This is a genomic window from Qipengyuania aurantiaca, assembly GCF_019711375.1.
GTDB lineage: Bacteria > Pseudomonadota > Alphaproteobacteria > Sphingomonadales > Sphingomonadaceae > Qipengyuania > Qipengyuania aurantiaca.
The window spans coordinates 143,551-165,557 of the sequence record NZ_CP081295.1 but is presented as its reverse complement, the minus strand read 5'-3'; the positions used below and the strand labels follow the sequence as shown (position 1 = coordinate 165,557).

Below are 22,007 nucleotides of genomic sequence, written 5' to 3'. Positions count from 1 at the left end.
GCCGGGGTGACGTGGATGAAGTCGCTGGCGAAACGTCTTTCCTACAGATCGCCCGGTGTTGCAGACCGGCAGGATGCTATCCCGCGCTATTCTCGAAACCGCAAAAATCCGCCACTTCGCAGCCGCAAACCGCCCCCGGAGCGTTTTCTCCCAGGACCGTGCTCCATGTGCTCCAAGCTGTAGGAAGCTAGCCGACGATCCCGCTTGCCACGGCAAGGCCGAGGAAGGCGAAGAAGCCCATCGAATCGGTGATCATGGTGACGAAGACGCTGGAGGCGACCGCCGGGTCCTGGTCCAATCGGTCGAAGGCCACCGGCACCAGCACGCCGGCGAGGCCTGCGGTGATCACGTTGACCACCATGGCCGCGGCAATGACCGCGCCCAGCATGGGACTGAAGATGACAGCGGTGGCAAGGCCGACCAGCACGGCGATGGTCACGCCGTTGAGTGCGGCCACGCGCAGCTCGCGCATCAGGATGCGGCCCGTGTTCGAACGGGTGAGCTGGTTCATCGCGATGGCGCGCACGGTCACCGCCATGGTCTGGGTTCCCGCATTGCCGCCGATGCTGGCGACGATGGGCATCAGCACGGCAAGCGCAACCAGCTGCTCGATCGCGGCCCCGAAGGCGGCGATGATGAGGCTGGCGACCAGCGCGGTGCCGAGGTTCGCAACCAGCCAGCGCACGCGGCTGGAATAGGCCTCGCGGATCGGCTCGTTGATGTCGCCTTCGCCTGCACCCGACATCAGCAGGGCGTCCTCGCCCGCCTCTTCGGAGATGATGTGGACGATGTCGTCGACCGTCATCTGGCCGACCAGCCGCCCGTCGTCATCGACCACGGCGGCGCTGATCAGGCCGTACTTCTGGAACATCAGCGCGACCTCTTCCTGGTCGAGTTCGGCCGGGATCAGCGTCTGGTCGCGCTTCATCACGTCGCCCAGCGCCACGTCGCGCGGGGTGCGCAGGACCCAGGACAGCTGGCAGGTGCCGACCGGGTGCAGGCGCTGGTCGACCACGAAGACCTCGAAGAAATCTTCGGGCAGGTCGCGCCCGTCGCGCAGGAAATCGATGAGATCGCCCACGGTGATGTGTTCGGGCACGGCCACGAACTCGCGGCTCATCAGGCGGCCCGCGGTCTCTTCGGGGTAGGAGAGCGCGGTCTGGATCGCGATGCGGTCTTCGGGATCGAGTTCGGCGAGGATGGCCTTCTGATCGTCCTCGTCCAGATCCTCGATCAGCTGGACGGCGTCGTCGGTTTCCAGCTGTTCCGCGATCTGCGCCACTGCATCGGCGGGCAGCGCCTCCATCATCTCCTCGCGCACGTAGTCGTTGAGTTCGGCAACGACTTCCGAGGTCATCAAATCGGTGATCTCGGTCGCGAGGCGGTGGCGGTCTTCACGCTCGAACAATTCGAGCAAGTCGGCCACGTCGGCGGGGTGGAGCGGCTCGACGAGGTCGTAGAGCTCGCCGCTTGCGCCTGCTTCCAGCGCATCTTCGACCGAACGGACGAACTCGCGCTTGAGCGTGTTCTCCTCGTCCATGCGCTCGTCGTCGATGCGGTCGTCCGGGCGCGCGCCTTCCTCCGGCGCATCCGCCAGAACCGTGTCTTCGCCGTCGAGGGTGCGCTCGTCCTCCGCCATGTTCGCGGCTCTATAAGCGATGGGGCGAAAAGCAAGTTTCCCGAACTTGCCTATTGTATTATATCAGCAATACACATAGGCGGCCCGGCATCACTTTGGGAGGAGAGAACAGCATGAAGCTGAGGACGTTCGTATCGGGCTTGGCCCTCTTGGCAACCGTGTCGGCCCCGGCACTGGCCGCCGAGGAAGTCGATCTTCTCATCGCCAATGTCACCGTAATCGACCCGCAGCATGAGACCCGGATCGAGGGGCGTGATGTGGTGATCGACGAGGGCCGCATCGTCGCCGTGGTCGCAACCGGTTCGGGCGAATTCGAAGCGCACAGCCGTGTCGATGGTTCGGGCAAATACGTGATCCCCGGCCTCATGGATATGCATGTCCACACCAGCATCCGTCCGGTCCATGAAAGCTCGCTCAAGCTGATGACCGCAAACGGCGTGACCGGCGTGCGCGAGATGGGCAGCGACTGCGTTGATCCCGACACCGTCTACATGTGCCTCGGCGAAATGCGCGAGAGCGCTGCGAAGATCGAGGCCGGCGAGATGGTCGGCCCGCGCCTCCTGGCATTGTCTACCCTCAAGGTCGACAGCAACCGCCGTCCCGATGCGAGCGAAGGGCAGATCCTCTATGCGCCCTTCAACGCCGAGGATGGCCGCGCCACCGTTGCCGGACTGGCCGCGCGTGGGCCGGACCTGATTAAGGTGTCGCAGGAAATCCACTCAGACGCCTTCACCGCGCTCATGGCCGAGGCGGAAGCGCGCGGCGTAAGGGTCGGCGGCCATGTCCCCATGATGTTCAGCATCGCCGATGTGGCGGGCATGGGCATGGACACGATCGAGCATGCCCGCGACCTGCCGCTCGATTGCTCGGCCTTCGGCTCGGGATTTCGCGACCAGATCATGCGCAAGCTGCGCGGCGAGGATGTCGCCTGGCCCGATCGCTCCAAGCGCCCGGCTGGCGTGCGCGACAGCTTCGACGAGGCTCTGTGCACTCCGCATCTCGAGGCAATGGTGGCCAATGACACCTGGTACGTGCCCACCCACCTGACCCGCGAGATGGACTTCCGCGCTGGTGAGGAGGCCTACCGAAAGGACGCGCGACTGGCCTATCTCGTCGAGATGCAGGTGGCCGACTGGACGCGTGACCTCGACCGCACCGTGCAGGCTTCGGAGGAAGAGGTCGCAGCGCTGAGCGACTTCTTCGACCTTGCCCTCAAGACTACGGGCATGGCCCACGCGGCAGGGGTGAAGATCATGGCGGGCACCGATGCGAACGACACGATGGTCTTCCCCGGTTTCAGCCTGCATGACGAACTGGGCTTCATGGTCCGCGCCGGCCTTACACCGATGGAAGCCCTGCAGACCGCCACCAGCGTCCCTGCTCAATACCTGGGGCGCGAAGGGGATTTCGGCGGGGTGTCGGAAGGCAAGCTGGCCGATCTCGTCCTGCTGGATGCCGACCCGACGCTCGACATTGCGAACACCAAGGCCATCGCAGCGGTAGTGCAGGGCGGCGTGGTTCGCGACCGCGCGGCGCTCGACGCCCTGCTTGCCGAGGTGCGCGAACGGAAAATCGCGGCCGATGCGCAGATGAGCGAAGCCAAGGAGTAGGCGCACTCCCGGGTCGGCGGCCTAGCCATATGCGGGCTGCCGACCTATGTGGGCCGGCGTAAGTTCAAACCAGATACTGGAGATTCGCCGCATGGCCGACAAACTCACCTTCACCCTCGACACCGGCGACGGCGAAAACAAGGACGTGGTGATCAAGCTGCGCCCCGATCTGGCCCCCGGCCATGTCGAGCGTATAACCACGCTGGCGGGTGAGGGCTTTTACGACGGCGTAGTCTTCCACCGCGTGATCCCCGGCTTCATGGCGCAGGGCGGCGATCCGACCGGCACCGGCATGGGCGGCAGCGACAAGCCCGACCTCAAGGCCGAATTCAACAGCGAACCGCACACCCGCGGCACCTGCTCGATGGCCCGCACCCAGGTGCCCGACAGCGCCAACAGCCAGTTCTTCATCTGCTTCGACGACGCCGAATTTCTCGACGGCCAGTACACCGTCTGGGGCCAGGTCGAGAGCGGCATGGAATACGTCGACGCGCTGCCCAAGGGCGAGCCGCCGGCAAATCCGGGCAAGATCGTGAAGGCGACTGTTGGCTGAAGGTAGTTCGCTGAGGCTTCGCAATTTGCGAACTTTGCACTGGAGTTGTGTTACACCCAGTGTAGAATGAAATTCGAAGAGGGAAGTGGTGCCTCGATCCCTTTTGGAAGGGGACCGAACTTGGTGACAGCCCGCCCCGACTTCCCTCTTCTGATCCACGTTTGAACCCGTAGAATTGACGCTATTGTGCGCGCTCGAAGCGATGAGTCGCAAGGGGGATAACTGTAAAAAAGTCGAAATAGACTTGTTGACCGGGATTCGAGGCTGTGAAGCGCACGTCCTGAACTCCATATTGAAGTCGGTTGCGGAAAGATTTAAGGGCCTGCCACCCATGAAACCGACCACCACTCCCAAGACCTACAGGGTCAAGAGCTTCGGCTGTCAGATGAACGTCTATGACGGCGAGCGCATGGCCGAGATGCTGGGCGAGCAGGGCATCGTGCCTGCGCCCGAGGGCGAGGATGCCGACCTCGTCGTGCTCAACACCTGCCACATCCGCGAGAAGGCTGCGGAGAAGGTCTATTCGGACATCGGCCGCCTGACCAAGGCGGGGCGCGAGGCGGGCAAGGAGCCGCTCATCGCTGTCGCGGGCTGCGTCGCGCAGGCCGAGGGCGAGGAGATCATGAAGCGTTCTCCGGCGGTCAGCATGGTCGTCGGCCCGCAGGCCTACCATCGCCTGCCTGAGATGCTCGACAAGGCAGTGAAGGGCGAGCGGGCGACCGATACCGACATGCCAGCCATTGCCAAGTTCGCCGCATTGCCCGAGCGTCGCCGCACCAATCCGGCGAGCTTCCTCACCGTGCAGGAAGGCTGCGACAAGTTCTGCACCTATTGCGTGGTGCCCTATACCCGCGGCGCGGAAATCAGCCGTCCCTATGCAGACCTCGTCCTCGAAGCGAAAAAGCTGGTCGACGCGGGCGCGAAGGAAATCACGCTGCTCGGCCAGAATGTCAGCGCTTGGGGCGGCGAGGATGAAAAGGGCCACAGCGTCGGCCTCGCAGGCCTGATCCGTGACCTTGCGAAGGTCGATGGCCTCGCGCGCATTCGCTACACCACCAGCCACCCGGCCGACATGGACGACGATCTGATCGCCGCGCATGGCGAGGTGGACAAGCTCATGCCCTTCCTCCACCTGCCGGTGCAGGCGGGCAGCGACCGTGTCTTGAAGGCCATGAACCGCAGCCACACGGCTGAGAGCTATCTCAAGCTGCTGGAACGCTTCCGCGCCGCGCGACCGGACCTCGCACTGTCGGGCGACTTCATCGTCGGCTTCCCCGGCGAAACCGATGCCGAGTTCGAGGAAACGCTCGCGCTGGTCGACGAGGTCAAATACGCGCAGGCCTTCAGCTTCAAGTATTCGCCGCGCCCCGGCACGCCCGCCGCCACGATGGAAAGGCAGGTGGCGAAAGAGGTCATGGATGACCGCCTCCAGCGCCTCCAGGCCGCCCTCAATCGCGACCAGTTGGCCTTCAACGAGGCGAGCGTCGGAAGAACATGCGAAGTCCTCGTCGAGCGCAAGGGCAAGCACGCCGGCCAGTGGCTCGGCAAGTCGCCCTGGCTCCAGAGCGTGTGGTTCGAAGGCGACGCGGCCATCGGCGACCTCGTGCAGGCCGAACTGGTCGAGGCGGGGCCGAACTCACTGGCCGGGCGCTTGCTCGAACCGGCGCTTTCAGCCGCCTGAGCCGTCTTCGGCTGCGAGGTCGGTGAAGTCGGGCTCCTCGGCGATCAGCACGGTTCCGGTCACACCGGTGACCTCCGCCGGCTGGACCGTGGGGTTCGAAGGATAAGCCTCACCATCGAATCTGAGGAGGGCGTCGCCCGCCTCGCCGCCGCCGCCCGAAATGGCGACGGTAATGTCCTTCCAGCCGTTGGTGCTGGTGTCCATTACGGTGACGGGCGTGCGCGATACGCTGATGTCGGCCACCTTGCGCCACATCGGGCCCGCCGGGGTCAGGACGAGGGTGGGGCAGCCGCCCGTGCCGCAGAAATAGGAGCCAACCAGGTGAACGATCGCCTCATCCGCACCGTCACCGTCCAGATCGCTCCACGCCAGCGCATAGCGCATCGGCAGGCCGTCGGGATATTCCTGCATCAGGAAGTGGCGGATGTCGTCTTCCGGAGCGGGGGAAGGCGCGGCCTGCGCATCCGATGCAGCCGTGTCTCCGGCTGGCGCTTCGGCTTCCTCAGCCGGCGAGCAGGCTGCCAGCGAAACGAGCGAGGCGGCAAGGACAAGCGTACGGACCATGCTGATCTCCCGGTGGCTTCGAGTCGGTGGCGGAGTCTGGGCGCGAGGCGATCGGATGACAAGCCGGTTACTTTCCACCGCCATCACACGGCCCCCTTCTTGCTTGATATGCGTTGAAGAGTAACCTTCCGACTCGATAGCTAATGCGAAAGGAGCAGATGGCTCGCAAACCCGCCAAGAGGCAGCCCGGACAGGCCGAACCGGCCCTGACCAAACCGCCAGCACCCCAGCGCGAGGTTCGCCGCGCGCAGGTCGATGTGAACTTCGAAAACCAGAGCCTGCTAGGCGCGCTGTTCGGACAGTTCGATGCCAATCTGGTGCAGGTCGAAAACCGGCTGGGCGTGTTCATCTCCGCCCGCGGAAACGCGCTCCATATCGAAGGGCCCGAAGACAGCGTGGCACGTGCGCGTGACGTCCTCAACGAAATGTACGACCGCCTCGCCATGGGGCAGGACCTCGACGCGGGCGCCATCGAATCTCTGATCGCCATGTCGAACGAGCCGACTTTCGACGGCATCGTCGACGGCAAGCTGAACGAGGCGAAGGGCGGCCCGCCCATCATGATCCGCACGCGGCGCAAGACCATCGTGCCGCGCAGTGCCATGCAGGCGACCTATATGCGCAGCCTGGTGCGCGACGACATCATCTTCGCGCTTGGTCCGGCAGGTACCGGCAAAACCTACCTCGCCGTGGCGCAGGCCGTCGCGCAGCTGATCACAGGCAGTGTCCAGCGGCTGATCCTCTCGCGTCCCGCCGTGGAAGCGGGTGAGAAGCTCGGCTTCCTGCCCGGCGACATGAAAGACAAGGTCGATCCTTACCTGCGTCCGCTCTACGACGCGCTCTACGACTGCATGCCGCCCGAACAGGTCGAGCGGCGGCTGGCGAGCGGAGAGATCGAGATCGCGCCCATCGCCTTTATGCGCGGCCGCACGCTAGCCGACGCCTTCGTCATCCTCGACGAGGCGCAAAACACCACGCGCGAGCAAATGAAGATGTTTCTCACCCGCTTCGGCCAAAATAGCCGGATGGTGGTGTGCGGAGACCCCCGGCAGGTCGACATCCCCGGCGGCGACGGCATGAGCGGTCTTGCCGATGCCGTCGGCAAGCTGGAGGGCGTCGAAGGCTTCGGCACCATCCGCTTCACCGCCGCCGACGTGGTGCGCCACCCGATCGTGGGGCGTATCGTCGAGGCTTACGAGGGACCGGCGGCCTAAGTGCAACTCGACATCGATATCGTGGATTGGCCCGAGGAAACGCTCTGGGCCGATTTGTCCGAGCGTGTGCACGCCGCGGTCTCGGATGTGGAACCGGCGCTGGCGAGCGAGCGGCTGATGACGAGCGTCCTTTTCACCAGCGACAGCCAGGTCCACGCGCTCAACAAGGAATGGCGGGGCAAGGACAAGCCGACCAACGTGCTTTCCTTTCCCATGCTCGAGCGTGAGGAATTGCTGGAACTGGGCGAGGGCGGGCCGCCCGAAATGCTGGGCGATATCGCGCTCGCCTTCGAGACCTGTCAGCGCGAAGCGGAGGAGAAGGGCGTGAGCCTGCGGGATCATACCGCGCACCTTCTCGTTCACGGTTTCCTGCATCTTGCAGGGCATGATCATGTCGATTCCGACGAGCAGGCGGCGGCGATGGAAAAACTCGAGATCGAAGCGCTTGCAAAACTGGGTATAGCGGACCCATATGGGGACCGCTGAAATTTAGGAGTTTACGACCCGGCCCATGGCCAATTCCTCACCCCCCGCCGGAGACGCGGAGAGTAGCAGCGGGCTTTGGCCCGCCATCAAGAAACTGTTCGACGCCGAAGGTGGCGAGCGGAGCCTGCGTGCCCAGCTCGAAGAAGCCATCGACGAGCACGAGGGCGAGAACGGCTCCGAAGATACCGAGGATACCGCCAAGGGTGATCTATCGGGCGTCGAGCGGCAGATGCTGCGCAATTTGCTGCATTTCAGCGAGCATGACGCCGACGATGTCGCCGTGCCGCGCGGCGAGATCATCGCTGTGGATGCGGGGGCCAGCTGGGACGAGGTCGTCGCGACTTTCTCCGAACATGGCCATTCGCGCATGCCCGTATATCGCGGGCAGCTCGACGATGTGATCGGCATGATCCACATCAAGGACATCTTCCCCTTCCTCGCCGATAAGAAGGCACCGCCCGCCGACTGGACCACGCTGATGCGCCAGCCGCTCTACGTGCCGCAGACCCGCAACGCGTTGGACGTACTGGCCGATATGCGCTCTCAGCGGATGCATCTCGCCATCGTGCTTGACGAATTTTCCGGCACCGACGGGATCATCACCATCGAGGATCTGGTCGAGGAAATCGTCGGCGAAATCGAGGACGAGCATGATGACGCGCCCGAGATATGGATCGCGTCCATCGGCGAAGGCATGTGGGACTGCGACGCGCGCGCCGAGCTGGACGACGTGGCCGACAAGATCGACCCGCGCCTCGCGGAAGTGGAGGAATCGGTCGATACGCTGGGCGGTCTTGCCTTCGTGCTGGCGGAGCAGGTGCCCCCTGTCGGCAAGATGCTCGAACACCCGAGCGGCTGGCGGATCGAGGTCACCGATGGCGACGAAACCCATGTGACCCGCCTGCGCCTTCACGCCCCTGAAGAGGTACAGAGCGAGGCCTGATGGCGACAGTTGCGCGAAATCGCACATTCGCCCTCGACAGGTCCGCGCAAGCTGCATAGGCCAAGGTCATGGCCACCCGGCGTCTACCTCCCCTAAGGGCTCTCGAAGCCTTCGTCCGTACCGTCCGGCTGGGCTCTGCCCGTGCTGCGGCGGACGAGCTGGGGCTGAGCCCCTCGGCGCTTTCGCGGCGCATTGGCAATCTTGAGGAATTTGTCGGGAAGAAGCTCTTTACCCGCGCCCGTCAGGCGATGCAACTGACCGATGACGGCCACGCTTTCTACGAGGCGGTGAATCCGCAGCTCGAAGCCTTGGCGAGGGCGGTGGAAAGCCAGTCAGAGAACCTTTCGGTGCTGCGGCTCCATCTCGGCGTCCTCCCGCTTTTCGGTAGCCAGCGGCTGTTTCCCAAGCTCGGCGAATTGCGCGCGCGCCATCCGTTGCTGCACATCGACATCGACACCGGCCCCCATCTGGAAGACCGCGTGGGCGACACGCTCGATGCGGCAATCATTCTTTCGCGCGGCCCCGCCAGCGGCCTTCACGCCGTGCGGCTGGACTTCAACATGGTCCATGCCATCGCGAGCAAGGAAGTGGCGGACAAGCTGGGTGAAAAGCCAGATCCGGCAATTCTCGCCAAGCAGACCTTCCTCATCCACAACGAGCTTCCCGAAAGCTTCCGCGCGTGGAAGGACGAGCTCAACCTCCACGATCTCGAACCGGCGGCCATCGACCATTTCGATTCCGGCCAGCTGATGCTCGAAGCCGCAGCCCAAGGGCTCGGCATCGCCATCATGCATGACGACCATCTGCGGCGTGCACGCGACACGCGCCTGACCGACCTGTTCGGCGTGGAAGTCGAAAGTCCCTATAGCTACTGGTTCATCTGCAAGCCGACCGCGCTGGAAGAGCGCCCGGTCCGGCTGTTCCACGATTGGCTGGTGAACGCGGGCCTCTGACCCTCGCTCAGGCGCCGGGCGGGTTGTACCGCACTGCCTCGACCACATGCTGGTAATCGCGCAGCGGTTTGCCGAGATTGGCTTCGAGCTGCTCGACGATTTCCGCGCGCGCCTTGGCGGCTATGGCCTTGCGACCCCGATGCTCTTCCGGACTGAACGGTTCGAGATAGGTGATGCGCAGGCGGAACGTGCCCCGGCGCGCCATGATGCGCATGGCGTTGTGGAGGCCGCTCTCTTCGCCGATCCAGGAAATTTCTTCGGAATTCTCCCCGTAGTCAAGCACGACCGGCTGCACCATCACTCCGGGTGGCGGCGGTTCGAGGACCGAGATCATCGAGGACTTGAAAGGCAGCAGCGAATGACCGTCCGTCACTGTGCCTTCGGGAAACACCGTAACCGACCAATTGTCTTGTAAGGCCTCTTTCAGCGCGTTGATCTGTTCGGCCACGCCCATGCGGTGTTCGCGCTTCACGAAAACCGTGCGGTTGAGGCCGCACAGCCAGCCGATCACCGGCACCTGGCTCAACTCCCACTTGGCGACGAAGGCCGTCCCGCTGGCGCCGGCCATGGCGAGGATATCGATCCAGGAAATGTGATTGGCGATGAAGAAGACGTCGCGCCTCAGCGGCGTCCCGCGCACCTCCACCCGAGCGCCAACCACGCGGGCCGTGTAACGCAGGAACAGCATGGGGAAGGGCGAGCCATAAGCAAAAAGGCGATAGGCGTAATGCAGCGGCACGAAGATCAGCAGCAGCACCAGAATGCCGATGGTCCGCAACACGAAGCGGACCCATCCGGCAATCGTCAGCGGGACCTTCTCGCCCCGCGCGGCCGCGAGGCGTTTCTCGGTATAGCGAGCGAGTCTGCGCTCAGCTTTCGCGGTCGAGCCGGACGCCATAGAGTTCCATGCGGTGGTCGACGAGGCGGTAGCCCAGCTTTTCGGCGATCTGTTTCTGCAGGGCCTCGAGCTCAGGATCGACGAATTCCACGACCTTGCCCGATTCCACGTCGATCAGGTGATCGTGATGCGCTTCGGGCGCGGCTTCGTACCGGGCGCGGCCATCGCCGAAATCGTGGCGGTCGAGAATGCCGGCCTCTTCGAACAGGCGCACGGTGCGATAGACCGTGGCGATCGAAATGCCCGGATCGATCTTGTTTGCGCGCTCATGCACCATTTCCACATCGGGATGGTCGTCGCTTTCGGACAGGACCTTGGCGATCACGCGGCGTTGCTCGGTGATGCGAAGGCCCTTGTCGGCGCAGAGCTGTTCGAGATCGATACGCTGGTGCAATTCGGCTTCCTGGATGAATAAACGCCCCGCACCCTTATCGGGCCGGGGCGTCTATCTCAAGGCGAACCAAAGGGCTTTTGCCAAGGAGCGCTTTTACGCTGCCTTTTTCTTGCGACCCCGCTTCTGGCCGGGCTTGCGACCGAGACCGATCTTCTTGGCGAGATCGCGCCGCGTATCGGCATATTCGGGGGCGACCATCGGGTAATCCGAAGGCAGGTCCCACCGCTGACGATATTCGTCGGGCGTCATGTCGTGTTCGGTCGACAGGTGACGCTTGAGCATTTTCATCTTCTTGCCGCAGTCGAGGCAGATGATGTGGTCTTTCTTGACCGATGCGCGAACTGATACGGCCGGATCGGGGCGCGATTCTTCGGCCACACTCGTTCCGCCGAGGCCTGCCAGCGCAGAATACACGTTAGAGATCAGCGCCGGGACGTCGTCGACAGCGACACTGTTATTGGACACATGGGCAGCAACGATATCTGAGGTCAGCGTAATCAGCGTCTCGGTCATATCGGTTTCGAATTCTTCCATAGATCAGACTCCACCTTTTAAGGATGCCTATTCGGACATATTAGAGATGTCTACTATCAATTGTAGATTCCCGCCATTTTGTCGCATGGCTACAACTTGTCACGGTTTTGGTGCCCGCTAGAGACGTTTTCCGAAGGTAATAGCGTCGATCGTGCCGCCCATCTGGGTTCGGTAATAGTCACGCCGATGGCCGATCTGCTCGAATCCCTCGGAGCGGTACAAATGTTCCGCCGGATTGTTGGCGCGCATCTCGAGAAATACGCTTGTGGCACCACGGTCGCTGGCACTCTGGAAGAAACGGCGGAGCAGTTTTCGGCCTGTTCCCTTGCCACGATGGTCCGGATGGATTGCGATCAGAAGTAATTCAATTTCATCCAGAGCCTGACGCGCCAACACGAACCCGGCAGCACAGGTATCGAGTTCGGGCGGCTCTCCGTCTGGGCCGGCCAAGATCATGTAGGTCGACGGTAATGCAAGCGAGTCCGCAACCTGTTTGCGCGTCCACGCTTCGCGGTAATGCGGGTCGAAGCTGGCCTCCATCACGGCCATCAGCCGGTCCAGGTCGTCGTTCATGCTGGGAGCTTTGCGTCCGGGGCGCGGCCGTAGATGGGGGAGAGGTCCGCAGTCAGCAGCGGCTCGGGAAGGCGCAGGGCGTGCCGCGCATCGGGCAAGGTTTCGAGCGGTCCGTGAGCCGAGGGCGCGAGCATTTCCGCCAGTTCCTGCGCCCGATTTCCGGCGATGAGATGATGTACGAGACCTTTCGCTGCCTCGTCCGGGAGGAGTGAAGCCGCATCCCCGTCAGGGAGACCGTCGGTTTCGTAGTTCTGGACGAACCACTGGCCGTGGCCTCCGTTCATGCAGACCGTGACGTCGCCCGTCTCGGGGCGGCCTTGCGCGATCGCGGCTACCAGCGCCAGCGTCGGATAGCCGCGCACCTCGGCCTTCCAAGCAAGGCCCAGTGCCCGCGCGACGGCAAGGCCGATGCGCACGCCGGTAAAGCTGCCCGGCCCCAGCGAGACGCGGATGGCTTCGGCCCGGCCCTTGCTGGGCAGGCTCTCGATCATCGGGACAAGCCGCTCGGCATGGCCGCGTCCGAGGACTTCGTGGTGCGCATCGACCAGCTCGCCGCCCTCGAACAGGGCGACGGAACAGGCTTCGGTAGCGGTTTCGATGACAAGCACGCGCATGGCAGCGCCCTGCCTCAGACCGCTTCCAGCATCAAGTCAGTCGATGCGGTTGAACTTGTCGAAATCGGGACGAGGCGAGCGGCCGAAGATTGTTTCTTTGTCGCCATAGCCGATGGCGCAGACCCAGTCGGCGCGGTGACGGGGGCTGTCGGCGAAGAAATGCTCTGTCACCTTGTCGAGATCGACGCCCGACATGGGGCCGCAGTCGAGGCCCAACGCGCGCGCCGCGATCATCAGGTATGCGCCCTGAAGCGCGGAATTGCGCGCGGCGCCTTCCTTACGGCCTTCCTCGTCGCCCTCGAACCAGCTCTTGGCGTCGGTGTGCGGGAAGAGCCAAGGCAGCTCTTCATGGAAGTCGATATCGTAACCGATCACGACCACGACAGGCGCGGTTTTGATCTTTTCCTTGTTACCATCCGAAGCGAACTCGGCCAGCTTGTCGCGCGATTCCTGGCTCTTGCACCAGACAAAGCGGCCCGGCTGCATATTGGCCGAGGTCGGCCCCATCTTGAGCAATTCGTAGATCGCCTCGATCTGTTCTTCGCTCACCTCCTTGTCGTGCCAGCCGTTGTAGCTGCGCGCTTCGCGGAAGATCTGGTCGAGCGCGTCGGCCGACAGGTGGTTGTCGTGGAATTGCTTGGTCATGGAAGTCCTTGAAGGTGAGGTTTGAAGTCAGGCTGCGCGGACTTCAACGACCTCGGGGACGTAATGTTTCAGCAGGCCTTCGATCCCGTGCTTGAGCGTCGCGGTGGAGGAGGGGCAGCCCGAGCAGGCGCCCTGCAACTGGAGATAGACCACGCCGTCCTTGAACCCGCGGTACTGGATGTCGCCGCCATCGCCGGCAACGGCCGGGCGGACGCGGGTTTCGAGCAGTTCGTTGATCTGCGCAACGATATCGGCGTCGGCCTCGCTTTCCTCGACCAGCAGCGCCTCGTCCTCTGCAGGGACGGCGATGCCGCCCGCGGTGCCGGGAGCAAACAGCGGCGCTTCGGAAACGAAATGGTCGAGCAGGATCGAGAGGACCTGCGGTTTCAGATCGCTCCAGCTGACGCCGGGCGCGGCGGTTACGGTAATGAAATCGCCGCCGAAGAAGACATTCACGACCTCGCCAGTATCGAAGATCGCCTGTGCGAGCGGGCTGGCCTCGGCCGCTTCGGGGGTGGCGAATTCGCGCGTGCCCTGGCCCATGACCGGGCGGCCGGGCAGGAATTTCAGGCTGGCGGGATTGGGCGTGGTTTCGGTCTCGATGAACATGGCCGTGATGTAGGCGCGAGGGGGGCGGGCTACAACCCATTCCTGCCTCGCAGGCTGAGGGTTTTCCTTTGTTCCGGCTCGCCATTCACTGGCGCTTCAGACCCACCGTTCCTATATGCCGCGCCATGACCGATCCTTTGCGCGCCGCACGGCGTCTCGCGTTAGTTCTCCCCCTCCTTCTGCTGGTTCCGCAGACCCTGCCTGCGCAGGAAGCGGAACGGCCGGAATCGCTGCAGGCGGAAAGCGAAACGCCGTGGATCTACGAGAACAGCGATGTCCCGCGCGACGAGGAATGGCTGTTCGGGGAACTCGACAACGGCCTGCGCTATGGTGTGCGCGAGAACGGCGTGCCGCCGGGGCAGGTCTCGATCCGCGTCCGCATCGATGCCGGATCGCTCTACGAGAATGACGACGAGCTGGGCTATGCCCATTTGCTGGAGCACTTGCTGTTCCGCGAGAGCAAATACCTTGGCCCTGCGGAAGCCATCCCCACCTGGCAGCGCCTTGGCGCGACATTCGGCAGCGACACCAACGCCGAGACCAGTCCCACTCACACGGTCTACAAGCTGGATATTCCCGACGTCGATGCGGCCAAGCTCGACGAGAGCATGAAGCTGCTGTCGGGCATGGTCCGCGCGCCGGTCCTGTCCGATGGGAACGTGCGGACCGAAGTGCCGATCGTGCTGGCGGAAAAGCGCGAGCGTGGCGGCGTTGGAGAACGGGTCAGCGAGCAGACGCTGCAAACCTTGTTCGCAGGTCAACGACTGGCCGAACGTATCACCATCGGCACCGAGGACAGCCTCCAGGGCGCGAGTGGCGCATCGGTGAAGGCGTTCTACGACCGGTGGTACCGTCCTGAAAACACCGTGATTTCGGTCGTCGGCGACCTCGATCCGATCCTCTTCGCCGCGACGCTCGAAAAGTATTTTGCTGACTGGAAAGTGAGCGGTACCACGGCACCAGCCCCCGACTTCGGCGATCCCGTGGCGCCCAGCGGCGCCGATCCGGCGAACCCGGTCGGCGAAGTCGCGGTCATCGTCGAACCCTCGCTCCCGCGCGCCTTCACCTATGGCTATTTCCGCCCCTGGCGGCAGGTCGACGACACGATTGTCTACAACGAAGGCCGCCTGCGGGAATCGCTGGCCTTGCAGCTCATCAATCGCCGTCTCGAAGCGCGTGCGCGCGGCGGCGGCAGCTATCTCTATGCGCAGGTCAGCGAAGACAAGATCAGCCGCTCGACCCACGCAACTCTGGTACAATTCGCGCCGCTGACCGAGGACTGGCAGGCCGCGCTGACCGACGTGCGCGCGGTGATCGGGGATGCGATCGCCAACCCTCCGACGCAGGAGGAAATGAACCGCGAACTGGCCGAGATGGAAGTCGCTTTTGCGAATATGGTCGAACAGCGCTCGGTCCTCGCAGGCTCGAATTACGCCGATGACCTCGTCAACGCGGTCGACATTCGCGAGGCGATTGCAGCGCCCGAGACCTTCCTGATGGTCTTCAATTCGATGAAGGCGAAGGCCACGCCGCAGACCGTGCTGGCGGAGACGCGCAAGCTGTTCGGCGGCGAGGTGATCCGCGCCACTTACATCACGCCCGATGCTGAGGAGGCCGACGAAGCTGCACTGAAGACCGCCTTGCTCGAACGCGTCGACGCCGACGCCAACGCGCGCCTTGCCGCGCAGACCGTCAGCTTCGAAGACCAGCCGGCCATTGGCGAGCCGGGCGAAATCATTGCCCGCGAGCCGCACGGCATCGGCGCTGTCGAGCGTGTGGAGTTCGCCAACGGCGTGACCGCGCTGCTGATGGCGAACGATCACGAGCCCGGCCGGGTGGCGGTCAAGGTGCGGTTCGGGGCGGGCCTGCGCGCCTTCGCGCCCGAAGATGCGCCCTATATCGGCCTCGGTCAGGCGGCGCTGATCCAGTCCGGTCTCGGCGAGCTCGGACAGGAAGAGCTCGACCGTATCTCGACGGGCCGCAAGATGGGCTTCGATTTCACGATCGAGGAAGGCACCTTCACCTTCGGCGCGCAGACGCGGCGGCAAGACCTTGCCGACCAGCTTTACCTCTTCGCGGCAAAGCTCGGTATGCCGCGCTGGGACCCGAACCCGGTCGCGCGCGCCAAAGCGGCGGGTCGGCTTGCTTACCAGAGCTACGAAGCCAGCCCCGGCGGCGTGCTCAACCGCGATCTCGAATATTACATTTACGACCAGAACCCGATCTTTGAGACCTCCACGCCCGACGAACTGGCCGCGACCTCGGTCGAGGGCTTCCGCAAGGTGTGGGAACCGATCCTTGGCCAGGGCCCGGTCGAAGTGCTGATCTTCGGCGATTTCGATGGTGAGGAAGCGGTGCAGACGCTCGCGAACACCTTCGGCGCCTTGCCCGACCGCAAGCCGATCCCGGCAGAAGTCCTCGCCCGCACGCTCGAGATTGCGCCCGCAGGCGAGACCGTGGTGCGCCATCACAAGGGCGAAGCGAACCAGGCTGCAGCGGTTATCGCATGGCCGGCGGGTGGCGGCATGGGCGAAATTCGCAAATCGCGCCAGCTTGCCATCCTGACCGAAGTGTTCAGCAACCGCCTGCTCGATGCCATGCGCGAAAAGGCGGGGGCAAGCTACGCTCCCTCGGTGCGGCTCGACTGGCCGAGCGACGTCGAAAGCGGCGGCTCGATCACCGGGTTTGCGCAATTGCAGCCGCAAGATGTGCCGGTCTTCTTCGCCGAGGCCGACAGGATCGCGCGCGAGCTGACCGAAACGCCGCCGAGCGCTGACGAACTCGCCCGCGCCACCGAACCTCTGCGCAATTATTACGAGCGTATTTCGAGTGGCAATTACTTCTACCTGCTCGAACTCGAAGGCTCGACACAGGATCCGCGCCGGATGCGCGCCCTGCGCGGCCTGATCACCGACTATTCGCAGACTACGCCTGAAGCCATGCTCTCGCTAGCAGGCGAGTATTTCGGCGGCACTTCAGGATGGCGCATGGCGGTGATTCCCGAAGGCCAGAAGCTGGCTACCTCCTCCACGCGGGCGAGGGCGCAGAGCGGCCGGTAAAAGCACCCGCCCGCAATCGCTCTTTTGGCGGGTCCAAGTTTATGCTGCTTGCGCTAAAATGGCGGCTGGGCTTGGATTCCTGCCCGAATTGATTTGAACTGGACTTGGTAATGGCACGCGAATGGGCACCCGATAGCTGGCAGAACTTCGAAGCGAAGCACCTGCCGCGCTATGACAGCGCCGAGGCGCTGGACGAGGCTACCGGTGCTCTGGCAAGCCATCCCCCGCTGGTCTTCGCGGGCGAAGCGCGTGCGCTGAAAGCCGATCTCGCCGAAGTTGCGGCGGGCAACGGTTTTCTGCTGCAGGGCGGCGATTGCGCCGAAAGCTTCGCCGAATTCCACCCCAACAATATCCGCGACACCTTCCGTGTGCTGCTGCAGATGGCGGTCGTCATGACCTTCGCCAGCAAGAAGCCGGTGGTGAAGGTCGGCCGCATGGCGGGGCAATTCGCCAAGCCGCGCAGCTCCGAATTCGAGACGCAGGGCGACGTGACGCTGCCGAGCTACTTCGGCGACAATGTCAACGGGATCGAGTTCGACGCGGCGACCCGTACCAACGATCCGCAGCGCATGGTCCGCGCCTATTTCCAGGCCTCGGCCACGTTAAACCTGCTGCGTGCCTTTGCCGGCGGTGGCTATGCGAACCTACGGCAGGTCCACCAGTGGACGCTCGATTTCATGGGCCGCAGCCCTTGGGCCGACAAGTTCGCCGAAACGGCGGACCGTATCGGCGAAGCGCTCGACTTCATGGAGGCCTGCGGCATCGACCCGGCTACCGTGCCGCAATTGCAGGGCACCAGCTTCTACACCAGCCACGAAGCGCTGCTGCTCCCTTACGAGCAGGCGCTCACACGCCGCGACAGCCTGACAGGAGACTGGTACGACACCAGCGCGCACATGGTGTGGATCGGCGATCGGACGCGCTTCGAAGGCAGCGCGCATGTCGAATTCGCACGCGGCATCGGCAACCCGCTGGGCATGAAGTGCGGGCCGAGCCTCGAGACCGATGCGATGCTCAAGCTGCTCGACACGCTCAATCCTTTGCGCGAGCCGGGCCGGATCACGCTGATCAGCCGCTTCGGGCACGACAAGGTCGAGGAAGGCCTGCCGCGCCTCGTGCGCGCCGTGAAAGCCGAAGGGCACCCGGTGGTCTGGAGCTGTGACCCGATGCACGGCAATGTCGTGAAGTCGGAAAGCGGCTACAAGACGCGGCCGTTCGATCGCATCCTGTCGGAAGTGAAGGGCTTCTTCGCCGTACACCGCGCCGAAGGCACGCATCCGGGCGGCATCCATGTCGAGATGACCGGGCAGGACGTGACCGAATGCGTCGGCGGCGCCGTGGCGATCACCGACGAGGCGCTGAAGGATCGCTATCACACCCATTGCGACCCGCGCCTCAACGCGGCGCAATCGCTGGAGCTCGCTTTCCTGATCGCCGAAACGCTCAACGCCGAGCAGGCGCAGCAGCAGGCCGACGCCGCCTAGGTAGCATCGCGTAAGCGTCGCGCGACGCTTTCTTTCCTGCGGCTGGTGCAAGGCTCTCCCAGAGCAGGAGAGCCCCACGTGTGTTGCGTCAGAATGCCATCGGAACGATCCCTGACGCTGGCTGTCTGGACCTGTGCCGGACTGCTGGCGGCGATGGCAGTTTTCAGCCCCCGTCCAGTGACCGGGGTTCTCCTACTCGCCATCTCCTTCGCACTTGTGAGCGGGCATGCGTGGTGTACGCGCCGCGCGGCGCGGTATTTTCGCCGCAAGGCCGAGCAATCGGCGCAGAGCGTGACAATTCTCAAGACTGCGCAAGACCTTTCAGGGAACGGCCTGTGGTGCATTGAACTCCATCCGCGCCGCCATCTTTGGTCCGCCGAGATGTGCGGGCTGGCTGGACTGCCCGAGGGCACGGCGCCGAGCGAGGAATTGCTGGAAGAGATCATGCCAGAAGGCCTGCGGCAGCTCGAACTCGGAATGGCGGTCCATGCGACCGATCCGGAGCCGTTCGAGATCGAATTCGAAGTCTGCGTCCAAGGCGCAATGAGTCGAGTTCTGCGCGCACGGGCCCGCAACGCCTTTTCCCCGAGGGAGAGCGCGAGCAAGTGTTCATGGTGATTCGCGATGTGACGGAGAAATATCTGCTTCAACGCGATCGCAATGTGGCTCTCGAGACGGCTCGACTGGCGCGCAAAGAAGCGGATACCGACGCGCTGACGGGTCTCGCCAACCGGCGCTGTGCCATGGCCGCGCTCGACCGGGCGGTGGCGGTCGCGCGGCGCAGCGGGCAGCCTGTGTCGCTGATTGTTTTCGATATCGACCACTTCAAGCAGGTGAACGACCGCCACGGCCATCTCGTTGGCGACCGCGTGATCGCCAAGGTCGGACGCATCGCCGCACGGCAGGCGCGCGAAAGGGATTGCCTGGGCCGGATCGGGGGCGAGGAATTTCTCTGGCTTATGCCGGGTTGCGACGCGTGCTCTGCTCTGCGCGCGGCCGAGCGGCTGCGGTGGGCGATAGAGGCGGGCACGCACAGCGCGCCGATCCCCTCGATCACCATCAGCGCAGGCCATGCGGAAATGGAGCAAGGCGATGCCGCCCTCACGCTGTTCGCTCGCGCGGACGAGGCGCTTTATGCCGCCAAGCGCGAAGGGCGCAATCGGGTGGCTCAGGCGGCCTGAGCGAACGTAACATATGATAGACTAAACGCTTTTTCCCGCCGCCCCCTTTAAACTGTCATGCGAATGCGCCATTGTATGCGGTGGATGCCCGAGTTCGGGTTCCGCAAGGGGAGAGCAGGGCAATGCCCGAGCTGCAGGCCAAGCCATTGGAAAGCGTGGGCAATCGCCCGGAGCGCTTTGCCCGCACACGCGCGCTGACCGAAGAGCTCGTCGCGCCGCTCTCCGAAGCCGACGCCACTCTCCAGTCGATGGAAGATGCCTCGCCCGCGAAATGGCATCTCGCCCATGTGACGTGGTTCTGGGAAACCTTCCTGCTGCGCGACCATCTTCGCGGCTATACCCTGCACAACGAGGACTGGCCCTTCGTCTTCAATTCCTATTACGAGGCCGAGGGCGAGCGGATCGCTCGCTTTTCCCGCGGCATGCTCTCACGTCCGACAGTGAGCGATATCCTCGCTTGGCGCGCGGCGGTGGACGAGGCGATACAGCCGCTCCTCGAACGCGAGGAGCTTGCGGGACTGGTCGAATTGGGGCTCGCGCATGAGCAACAGCATCAAGAATTGCTGCTGACCGACATCAAGCACGCGCTGTTCCAGAACCCGCTTGGACCAGCCATGTGGGATGGCACTCCCGAGAGCGCCTTTTCCTCCGAACAGGACTGGCACGCGCATCCCGGCGGCGTTGCGCGCATAGGTCATCAGGAAAGAGGGTTCGCCTTCGACAACGAGGGACCGGCACACCGCGTCCTGCTGGAACCCTTCGCCTTGTCTTCGAGGCTGGTAACGAATGCCGAATGGGCCGAATTCATCGCCGACGGTGGCTATGAAGAAGCGCGTCACTGGCTGTCCGACGGGTGGAGCTGGGTGCAGCAGAACCGCATCGCCGCCCCGGCCTATTGGGAAGAGGGCCGCCACTTCACCCATCAAGGATGGCAGGAGCGCGATCCGCACGCACCCGTCACGCATATCTCCTATTACGAGGCCGATGCCTTCGCGACCTGGGCGGGGCGTCGCCTGCCGACTGAATTGGAATGGGAAGCCATCGCGCGCGGGCAGGAGGGCGAGGCTCCTGCGCATGATCCTTCCGGCGGCAACCAGCTCGATGGGGCGGCGCCGCCTCTGCCGTGCGGATCGAGAGGGCTGTTCGGCGATTGCTGGCAGTTCACCCGGTCCGCCTATCTCCCCTATCCCCGCTTCGAGCCGGCGGCCGGCGCGGTGGGCGAATACAACGGCAAGTTCATGAGCGGACAGTTCGTCCTAAAGGGCGCGAGCTGCTCCACGGCGCGGGGCCATTCGCGTCCCAGCTATCGCAACTTCTTCTACCCCCACCAGCGCTGGCAATTTACCGGGCTGAGACTGGCGAAAGACCTATGAAAACCGAACAGGGAATTGCTCTTGTCGACCGCGACGAAGATGGCGTCGACCGCGCCTTTCGCGAGGATGTGCTGACCGGACTGAAGCAGAAGCAGAAGGCCATTCCGGCGCGCTGGCTCTACGACGATTCCGGATCGCAGCTGTTCGAGGACATCACCGACCTTCCCGAATACTATCCCACCCGCGCCGAGACCGAAATTCTCAACGCGCGCGGTGAAGAATTCTCCAGGCTGATCGGCGAGGGCAGGGCGGTCGTTGAATTCGGTTCGGGCAGCTCGGTCAAGACACCGCAGCTGCTGCGGGCGATCCATCCCACAGCCTATGTCCCGCTCGATATTTCAGGCGACTTCCTGCGCCAGTCCGCGGCAGCTCTGGCGGAGAAGTTCCCGGCCATCGACGTCTACCCGGTCGAGGCCGACTTCATGCGCGAGGTGGACCTTCCGGAGAAGGTGCATAGCCTGAAAAAGCTCGGCTTCTTCCCCGGCTCGACGATCGGCAACATGGTGCCCCGGACGGCGGTCGACCTGCTGCGCTCGATGCGCGCGACCCTGGGTGCGGAGCATGGCGAAAAGCCCCTGCTGCTGATCGGCATGGACCTTGTGAAGGACCGTGAGGTCTTGGAGGCGGCGTATGATGATTCCAAGGGCGTAACGGGCGAATTCAATCTCAACCTCGCCCGCCGCATCAATCGCGAGCTGTCGGGCACGATCCCGGTCGATGCCCTGCGCCACAAGGCACCGTGGAACGACGATTTCGCCCGTATCGAGATGCATCTTGAGGCCATTCGCGACATCGACTTCGAAGTCGCCGGTCGTCGCTTCTCTATGCGCAAGGGCGAGACGATCCACACCGAAAACAGCCACAAGTTCACCCGCCGCAGCGCCAACACTCTGTTGCTGGCGGGCGGTTGGACTCCGCAGGCGCGCTGGACGGACGAGAAGGGCCTCTTTTCGCTGATCCTTGCCGAGGCGACCGAGAAGCGCGACGCGCCCTGACTTTT

General features: G+C 63.9%; 22 protein-coding genes. 12 read left to right on the top strand and 10 right to left on the bottom strand.

Going from position 1 to position 22,007, the window contains the following annotated elements; genetic code table 11:
- Positions 1-187 precede the first annotated feature (187 nt).
- Complete coding sequence (mgtE, locus tag K3148_RS00820) at positions 188-1,639, bottom strand: magnesium transporter (protein WP_221425468.1); 1,452 nt, start codon at positions 1,637-1,639, stop codon at positions 188-190.
- Between the two features lie 113 nt (positions 1,640-1,752).
- Between mgtE and K3148_RS00815 the strand changes: the two genes are divergently transcribed.
- From K3148_RS00815 to miaB, 3 genes are all read left to right on the top strand, one after another.
- On the top strand, positions 1,753-3,249 hold the full coding sequence (locus K3148_RS00815) for an amidohydrolase family protein (RefSeq protein WP_221425467.1): 1,497 nt from the start codon (positions 1,753-1,755) through the stop codon (positions 3,247-3,249).
- Between the two features lie 91 nt (positions 3,250-3,340).
- Positions 3,341-3,802, top strand: a complete 462-nt coding sequence (locus tag K3148_RS00810; protein WP_221425466.1) for a peptidylprolyl isomerase — start codon at positions 3,341-3,343, stop codon at positions 3,800-3,802.
- 331 nt (positions 3,803-4,133) lie between these two features.
- Positions 4,134-5,483: a tRNA (N6-isopentenyl adenosine(37)-C2)-methylthiotransferase MiaB gene (gene miaB / locus K3148_RS00805; RefSeq protein WP_221425465.1), complete on the top strand. Its 1,350-nt coding sequence runs from the start codon at positions 4,134-4,136 to the stop codon at positions 5,481-5,483.
- Here miaB and K3148_RS00800 read toward each other — a convergent pair.
- Entirely contained in the window at positions 5,472-6,047 is a 576-nt protein-coding gene (locus K3148_RS00800; RefSeq protein WP_221425464.1) for a hypothetical protein, read from the bottom strand. The two genes, miaB and K3148_RS00800, sit on opposite strands and share 12 nt — an antisense overlap.
- A gap of 158 nt (positions 6,048-6,205) precedes the next feature.
- On the opposite strand from K3148_RS00800, the gene K3148_RS00795 reads away from it, so the two are divergent.
- From K3148_RS00795 to K3148_RS00780, 4 genes are all read left to right on the top strand, one after another.
- The gene (locus tag K3148_RS00795; RefSeq protein WP_247711601.1) at positions 6,206-7,261 is read left to right on the top strand and encodes a PhoH family protein; all 1,056 of its coding nucleotides are present in this window, start codon (positions 6,206-6,208) and stop codon (positions 7,259-7,261) included.
- Positions 7,262-7,747, top strand: a complete 486-nt coding sequence (gene ybeY, locus K3148_RS00790) for an rRNA maturation RNase YbeY (protein ID WP_221425463.1) — start codon at positions 7,262-7,264, stop codon at positions 7,745-7,747. It begins immediately after the preceding gene.
- A gap of 25 nt (positions 7,748-7,772) precedes the next feature.
- Positions 7,773-8,690 (top strand): hemolysin family protein, encoded by a 918-nt coding sequence (locus K3148_RS00785; protein ID WP_221425462.1) that lies wholly within the window; start codon positions 7,773-7,775, stop codon positions 8,688-8,690.
- A gap of 68 nt (positions 8,691-8,758) precedes the next feature.
- A complete protein-coding gene (locus K3148_RS00780; protein ID WP_221425461.1) occupies positions 8,759-9,643 on the top strand; it encodes a LysR substrate-binding domain-containing protein in 885 nt (294 codons plus the stop codon).
- A gap of 7 nt (positions 9,644-9,650) precedes the next feature.
- Here the strand turns inward: K3148_RS00780 and K3148_RS00775 are convergent, their stop codons facing one another.
- The 7 genes from K3148_RS00775 to K3148_RS00745 all read right to left on the bottom strand — a co-directional run bounded on the left by K3148_RS00775 (position 9,651) and on the right by K3148_RS00745 (position 13,910).
- Positions 9,651-10,541 (bottom strand): lysophospholipid acyltransferase family protein, encoded by an 891-nt coding sequence (locus K3148_RS00775; RefSeq protein ID WP_221425460.1) that lies wholly within the window; start codon positions 10,539-10,541, stop codon positions 9,651-9,653.
- Positions 10,513-10,935: a Fur family transcriptional regulator gene (locus K3148_RS00770; RefSeq protein WP_221425459.1), complete on the bottom strand. Its 423-nt coding sequence runs from the start codon at positions 10,933-10,935 to the stop codon at positions 10,513-10,515. Before K3148_RS00770 ends, K3148_RS00775 begins: the two co-directional genes overlap by 29 nt.
- A 93-nt stretch (positions 10,936-11,028) precedes the next feature.
- Positions 11,029-11,469, bottom strand: a complete 441-nt coding sequence (locus K3148_RS00765; protein ID WP_221425458.1) for a Ros/MucR family transcriptional regulator — start codon at positions 11,467-11,469, stop codon at positions 11,029-11,031.
- A gap of 117 nt (positions 11,470-11,586) precedes the next feature.
- Positions 11,587-12,042, bottom strand: a complete 456-nt coding sequence (locus tag K3148_RS00760; protein ID WP_221425457.1) for a GNAT family N-acetyltransferase — start codon at positions 12,040-12,042, stop codon at positions 11,587-11,589.
- A complete protein-coding gene (tsaB, locus tag K3148_RS00755; protein ID WP_221425456.1) occupies positions 12,039-12,656 on the bottom strand; it encodes a tRNA (adenosine(37)-N6)-threonylcarbamoyltransferase complex dimerization subunit type 1 TsaB in 618 nt (205 codons plus the stop codon). Before tsaB ends, K3148_RS00760 begins: the two co-directional genes overlap by 4 nt.
- 36 nt (positions 12,657-12,692) lie before the next feature.
- Positions 12,693-13,301 carry a malonic semialdehyde reductase gene (locus tag K3148_RS00750; protein WP_221425455.1) on the bottom strand — a complete coding sequence of 203 codons (609 nt, stop codon included), beginning with the start codon at positions 13,299-13,301 and terminating at the stop codon, positions 12,693-12,695.
- A gap of 27 nt (positions 13,302-13,328) precedes the next feature.
- On the bottom strand, positions 13,329-13,910 hold the full coding sequence (locus tag K3148_RS00745; RefSeq protein WP_221425454.1) for a NifU family protein: 582 nt from the start codon (positions 13,908-13,910) through the stop codon (positions 13,329-13,331).
- A gap of 125 nt (positions 13,911-14,035) precedes the next feature.
- Between K3148_RS00745 and K3148_RS00740 the strand changes: the two genes are divergently transcribed.
- Both K3148_RS00740 and K3148_RS00735 read left to right on the top strand, forming a co-directional pair.
- Positions 14,036-16,969, top strand: a complete 2,934-nt coding sequence (locus tag K3148_RS00740) for a M16 family metallopeptidase (protein WP_221425453.1) — start codon at positions 14,036-14,038, stop codon at positions 16,967-16,969.
- A gap of 110 nt (positions 16,970-17,079) precedes the next feature.
- Positions 17,080-18,453 (top strand): class II 3-deoxy-7-phosphoheptulonate synthase, encoded by a 1,374-nt coding sequence (locus K3148_RS00735; protein WP_221425452.1) that lies wholly within the window; start codon positions 17,080-17,082, stop codon positions 18,451-18,453.
- 321 nt (positions 18,454-18,774) lie between these two features.
- Here K3148_RS00735 and K3148_RS00730 read toward each other — a convergent pair whose 3' ends face one another.
- The gene (locus K3148_RS00730; RefSeq protein ID WP_221425451.1) at positions 18,775-18,990 is read right to left on the bottom strand and encodes a hypothetical protein; all 216 of its coding nucleotides are present in this window, start codon (positions 18,988-18,990) and stop codon (positions 18,775-18,777) included.
- 74 nt (positions 18,991-19,064) lie between these two features.
- Between K3148_RS00730 and K3148_RS00725 the strand changes: the two genes are divergently transcribed.
- The 3 genes from K3148_RS00725 to egtD all read left to right on the top strand — a co-directional run bounded on the left by K3148_RS00725 (position 19,065) and on the right by egtD (position 22,002).
- Positions 19,065-19,634 carry a GGDEF domain-containing protein gene (locus tag K3148_RS00725; RefSeq protein ID WP_247711696.1) on the top strand — a complete coding sequence of 190 codons (570 nt, stop codon included), beginning with the start codon at positions 19,065-19,067 and terminating at the stop codon, positions 19,632-19,634.
- Between the two features lie 122 nt (positions 19,635-19,756).
- On the top strand, positions 19,757-21,007 hold the full coding sequence (gene egtB, locus K3148_RS00720; protein ID WP_221425449.1) for an ergothioneine biosynthesis protein EgtB: 1,251 nt from the start codon (positions 19,757-19,759) through the stop codon (positions 21,005-21,007).
- Positions 21,004-22,002, top strand: coding sequence for an L-histidine N(alpha)-methyltransferase (gene egtD, locus K3148_RS00715; RefSeq protein WP_221425448.1), 999 nt, complete (start codon positions 21,004-21,006; stop codon positions 22,000-22,002). Before egtB ends, egtD begins: the two co-directional genes overlap by 4 nt.
- Positions 22,003-22,007 lie beyond the last annotated feature (5 nt).

Coding starts and splice junctions, on each gene's coding strand:
- K3148_RS00765 (WP_221425458.1), bottom strand. CDS start 11,469: ATGGAAGAATTCGAAACCGATATGACCGAGACGCTGATTACGCTGACC.
- K3148_RS00760 (WP_221425457.1), bottom strand. CDS start 12,042: ATGAACGACGACCTGGACCGGCTGATGGCCGTGATGGAGGCCAGCTTC.
- mgtE (WP_221425468.1), bottom strand. CDS start 1,639: ATGGCGGAGGACGAGCGCACCCTCGACGGCGAAGACACGGTTCTGGCG.
- K3148_RS00795 (WP_247711601.1), top strand. CDS start 6,206: ATGGCTCGCAAACCCGCCAAGAGGCAGCCCGGACAGGCCGAACCGGCC.
- K3148_RS00745 (WP_221425454.1), bottom strand. CDS start 13,910: ATGTTCATCGAGACCGAAACCACGCCCAATCCCGCCAGCCTGAAATTC.
- K3148_RS00780 (WP_221425461.1), top strand. CDS start 8,759: ATGGCCACCCGGCGTCTACCTCCCCTAAGGGCTCTCGAAGCCTTCGTC.
- K3148_RS00785 (WP_221425462.1), top strand. CDS start 7,773: ATGGCCAATTCCTCACCCCCCGCCGGAGACGCGGAGAGTAGCAGCGGG.
- K3148_RS00800 (WP_221425464.1), bottom strand. CDS start 6,047: ATGGTCCGTACGCTTGTCCTTGCCGCCTCGCTCGTTTCGCTGGCAGCC.
- K3148_RS00810 (WP_221425466.1), top strand. CDS start 3,341: ATGGCCGACAAACTCACCTTCACCCTCGACACCGGCGACGGCGAAAAC.
- egtD (WP_221425448.1), top strand. CDS start 21,004: ATGAAAACCGAACAGGGAATTGCTCTTGTCGACCGCGACGAAGATGGC.
- egtB (WP_221425449.1), top strand. CDS start 19,757: ATGCCCGAGCTGCAGGCCAAGCCATTGGAAAGCGTGGGCAATCGCCCG.
- tsaB (WP_221425456.1), bottom strand. CDS start 12,656: ATGCGCGTGCTTGTCATCGAAACCGCTACCGAAGCCTGTTCCGTCGCC.
- miaB (WP_221425465.1), top strand. CDS start 4,134: ATGAAACCGACCACCACTCCCAAGACCTACAGGGTCAAGAGCTTCGGC.
- K3148_RS00735 (WP_221425452.1), top strand. CDS start 17,080: ATGGCACGCGAATGGGCACCCGATAGCTGGCAGAACTTCGAAGCGAAG.
- K3148_RS00750 (WP_221425455.1), bottom strand. CDS start 13,301: ATGACCAAGCAATTCCACGACAACCACCTGTCGGCCGACGCGCTCGAC.
- K3148_RS00740 (WP_221425453.1), top strand. CDS start 14,036: ATGACCGATCCTTTGCGCGCCGCACGGCGTCTCGCGTTAGTTCTCCCC.
- K3148_RS00725 (WP_247711696.1), top strand. CDS start 19,065: ATGGTGATTCGCGATGTGACGGAGAAATATCTGCTTCAACGCGATCGC.
- K3148_RS00815 (WP_221425467.1), top strand. CDS start 1,753: ATGAAGCTGAGGACGTTCGTATCGGGCTTGGCCCTCTTGGCAACCGTG.
- K3148_RS00775 (WP_221425460.1), bottom strand. CDS start 10,541: ATGGCGTCCGGCTCGACCGCGAAAGCTGAGCGCAGACTCGCTCGCTAT.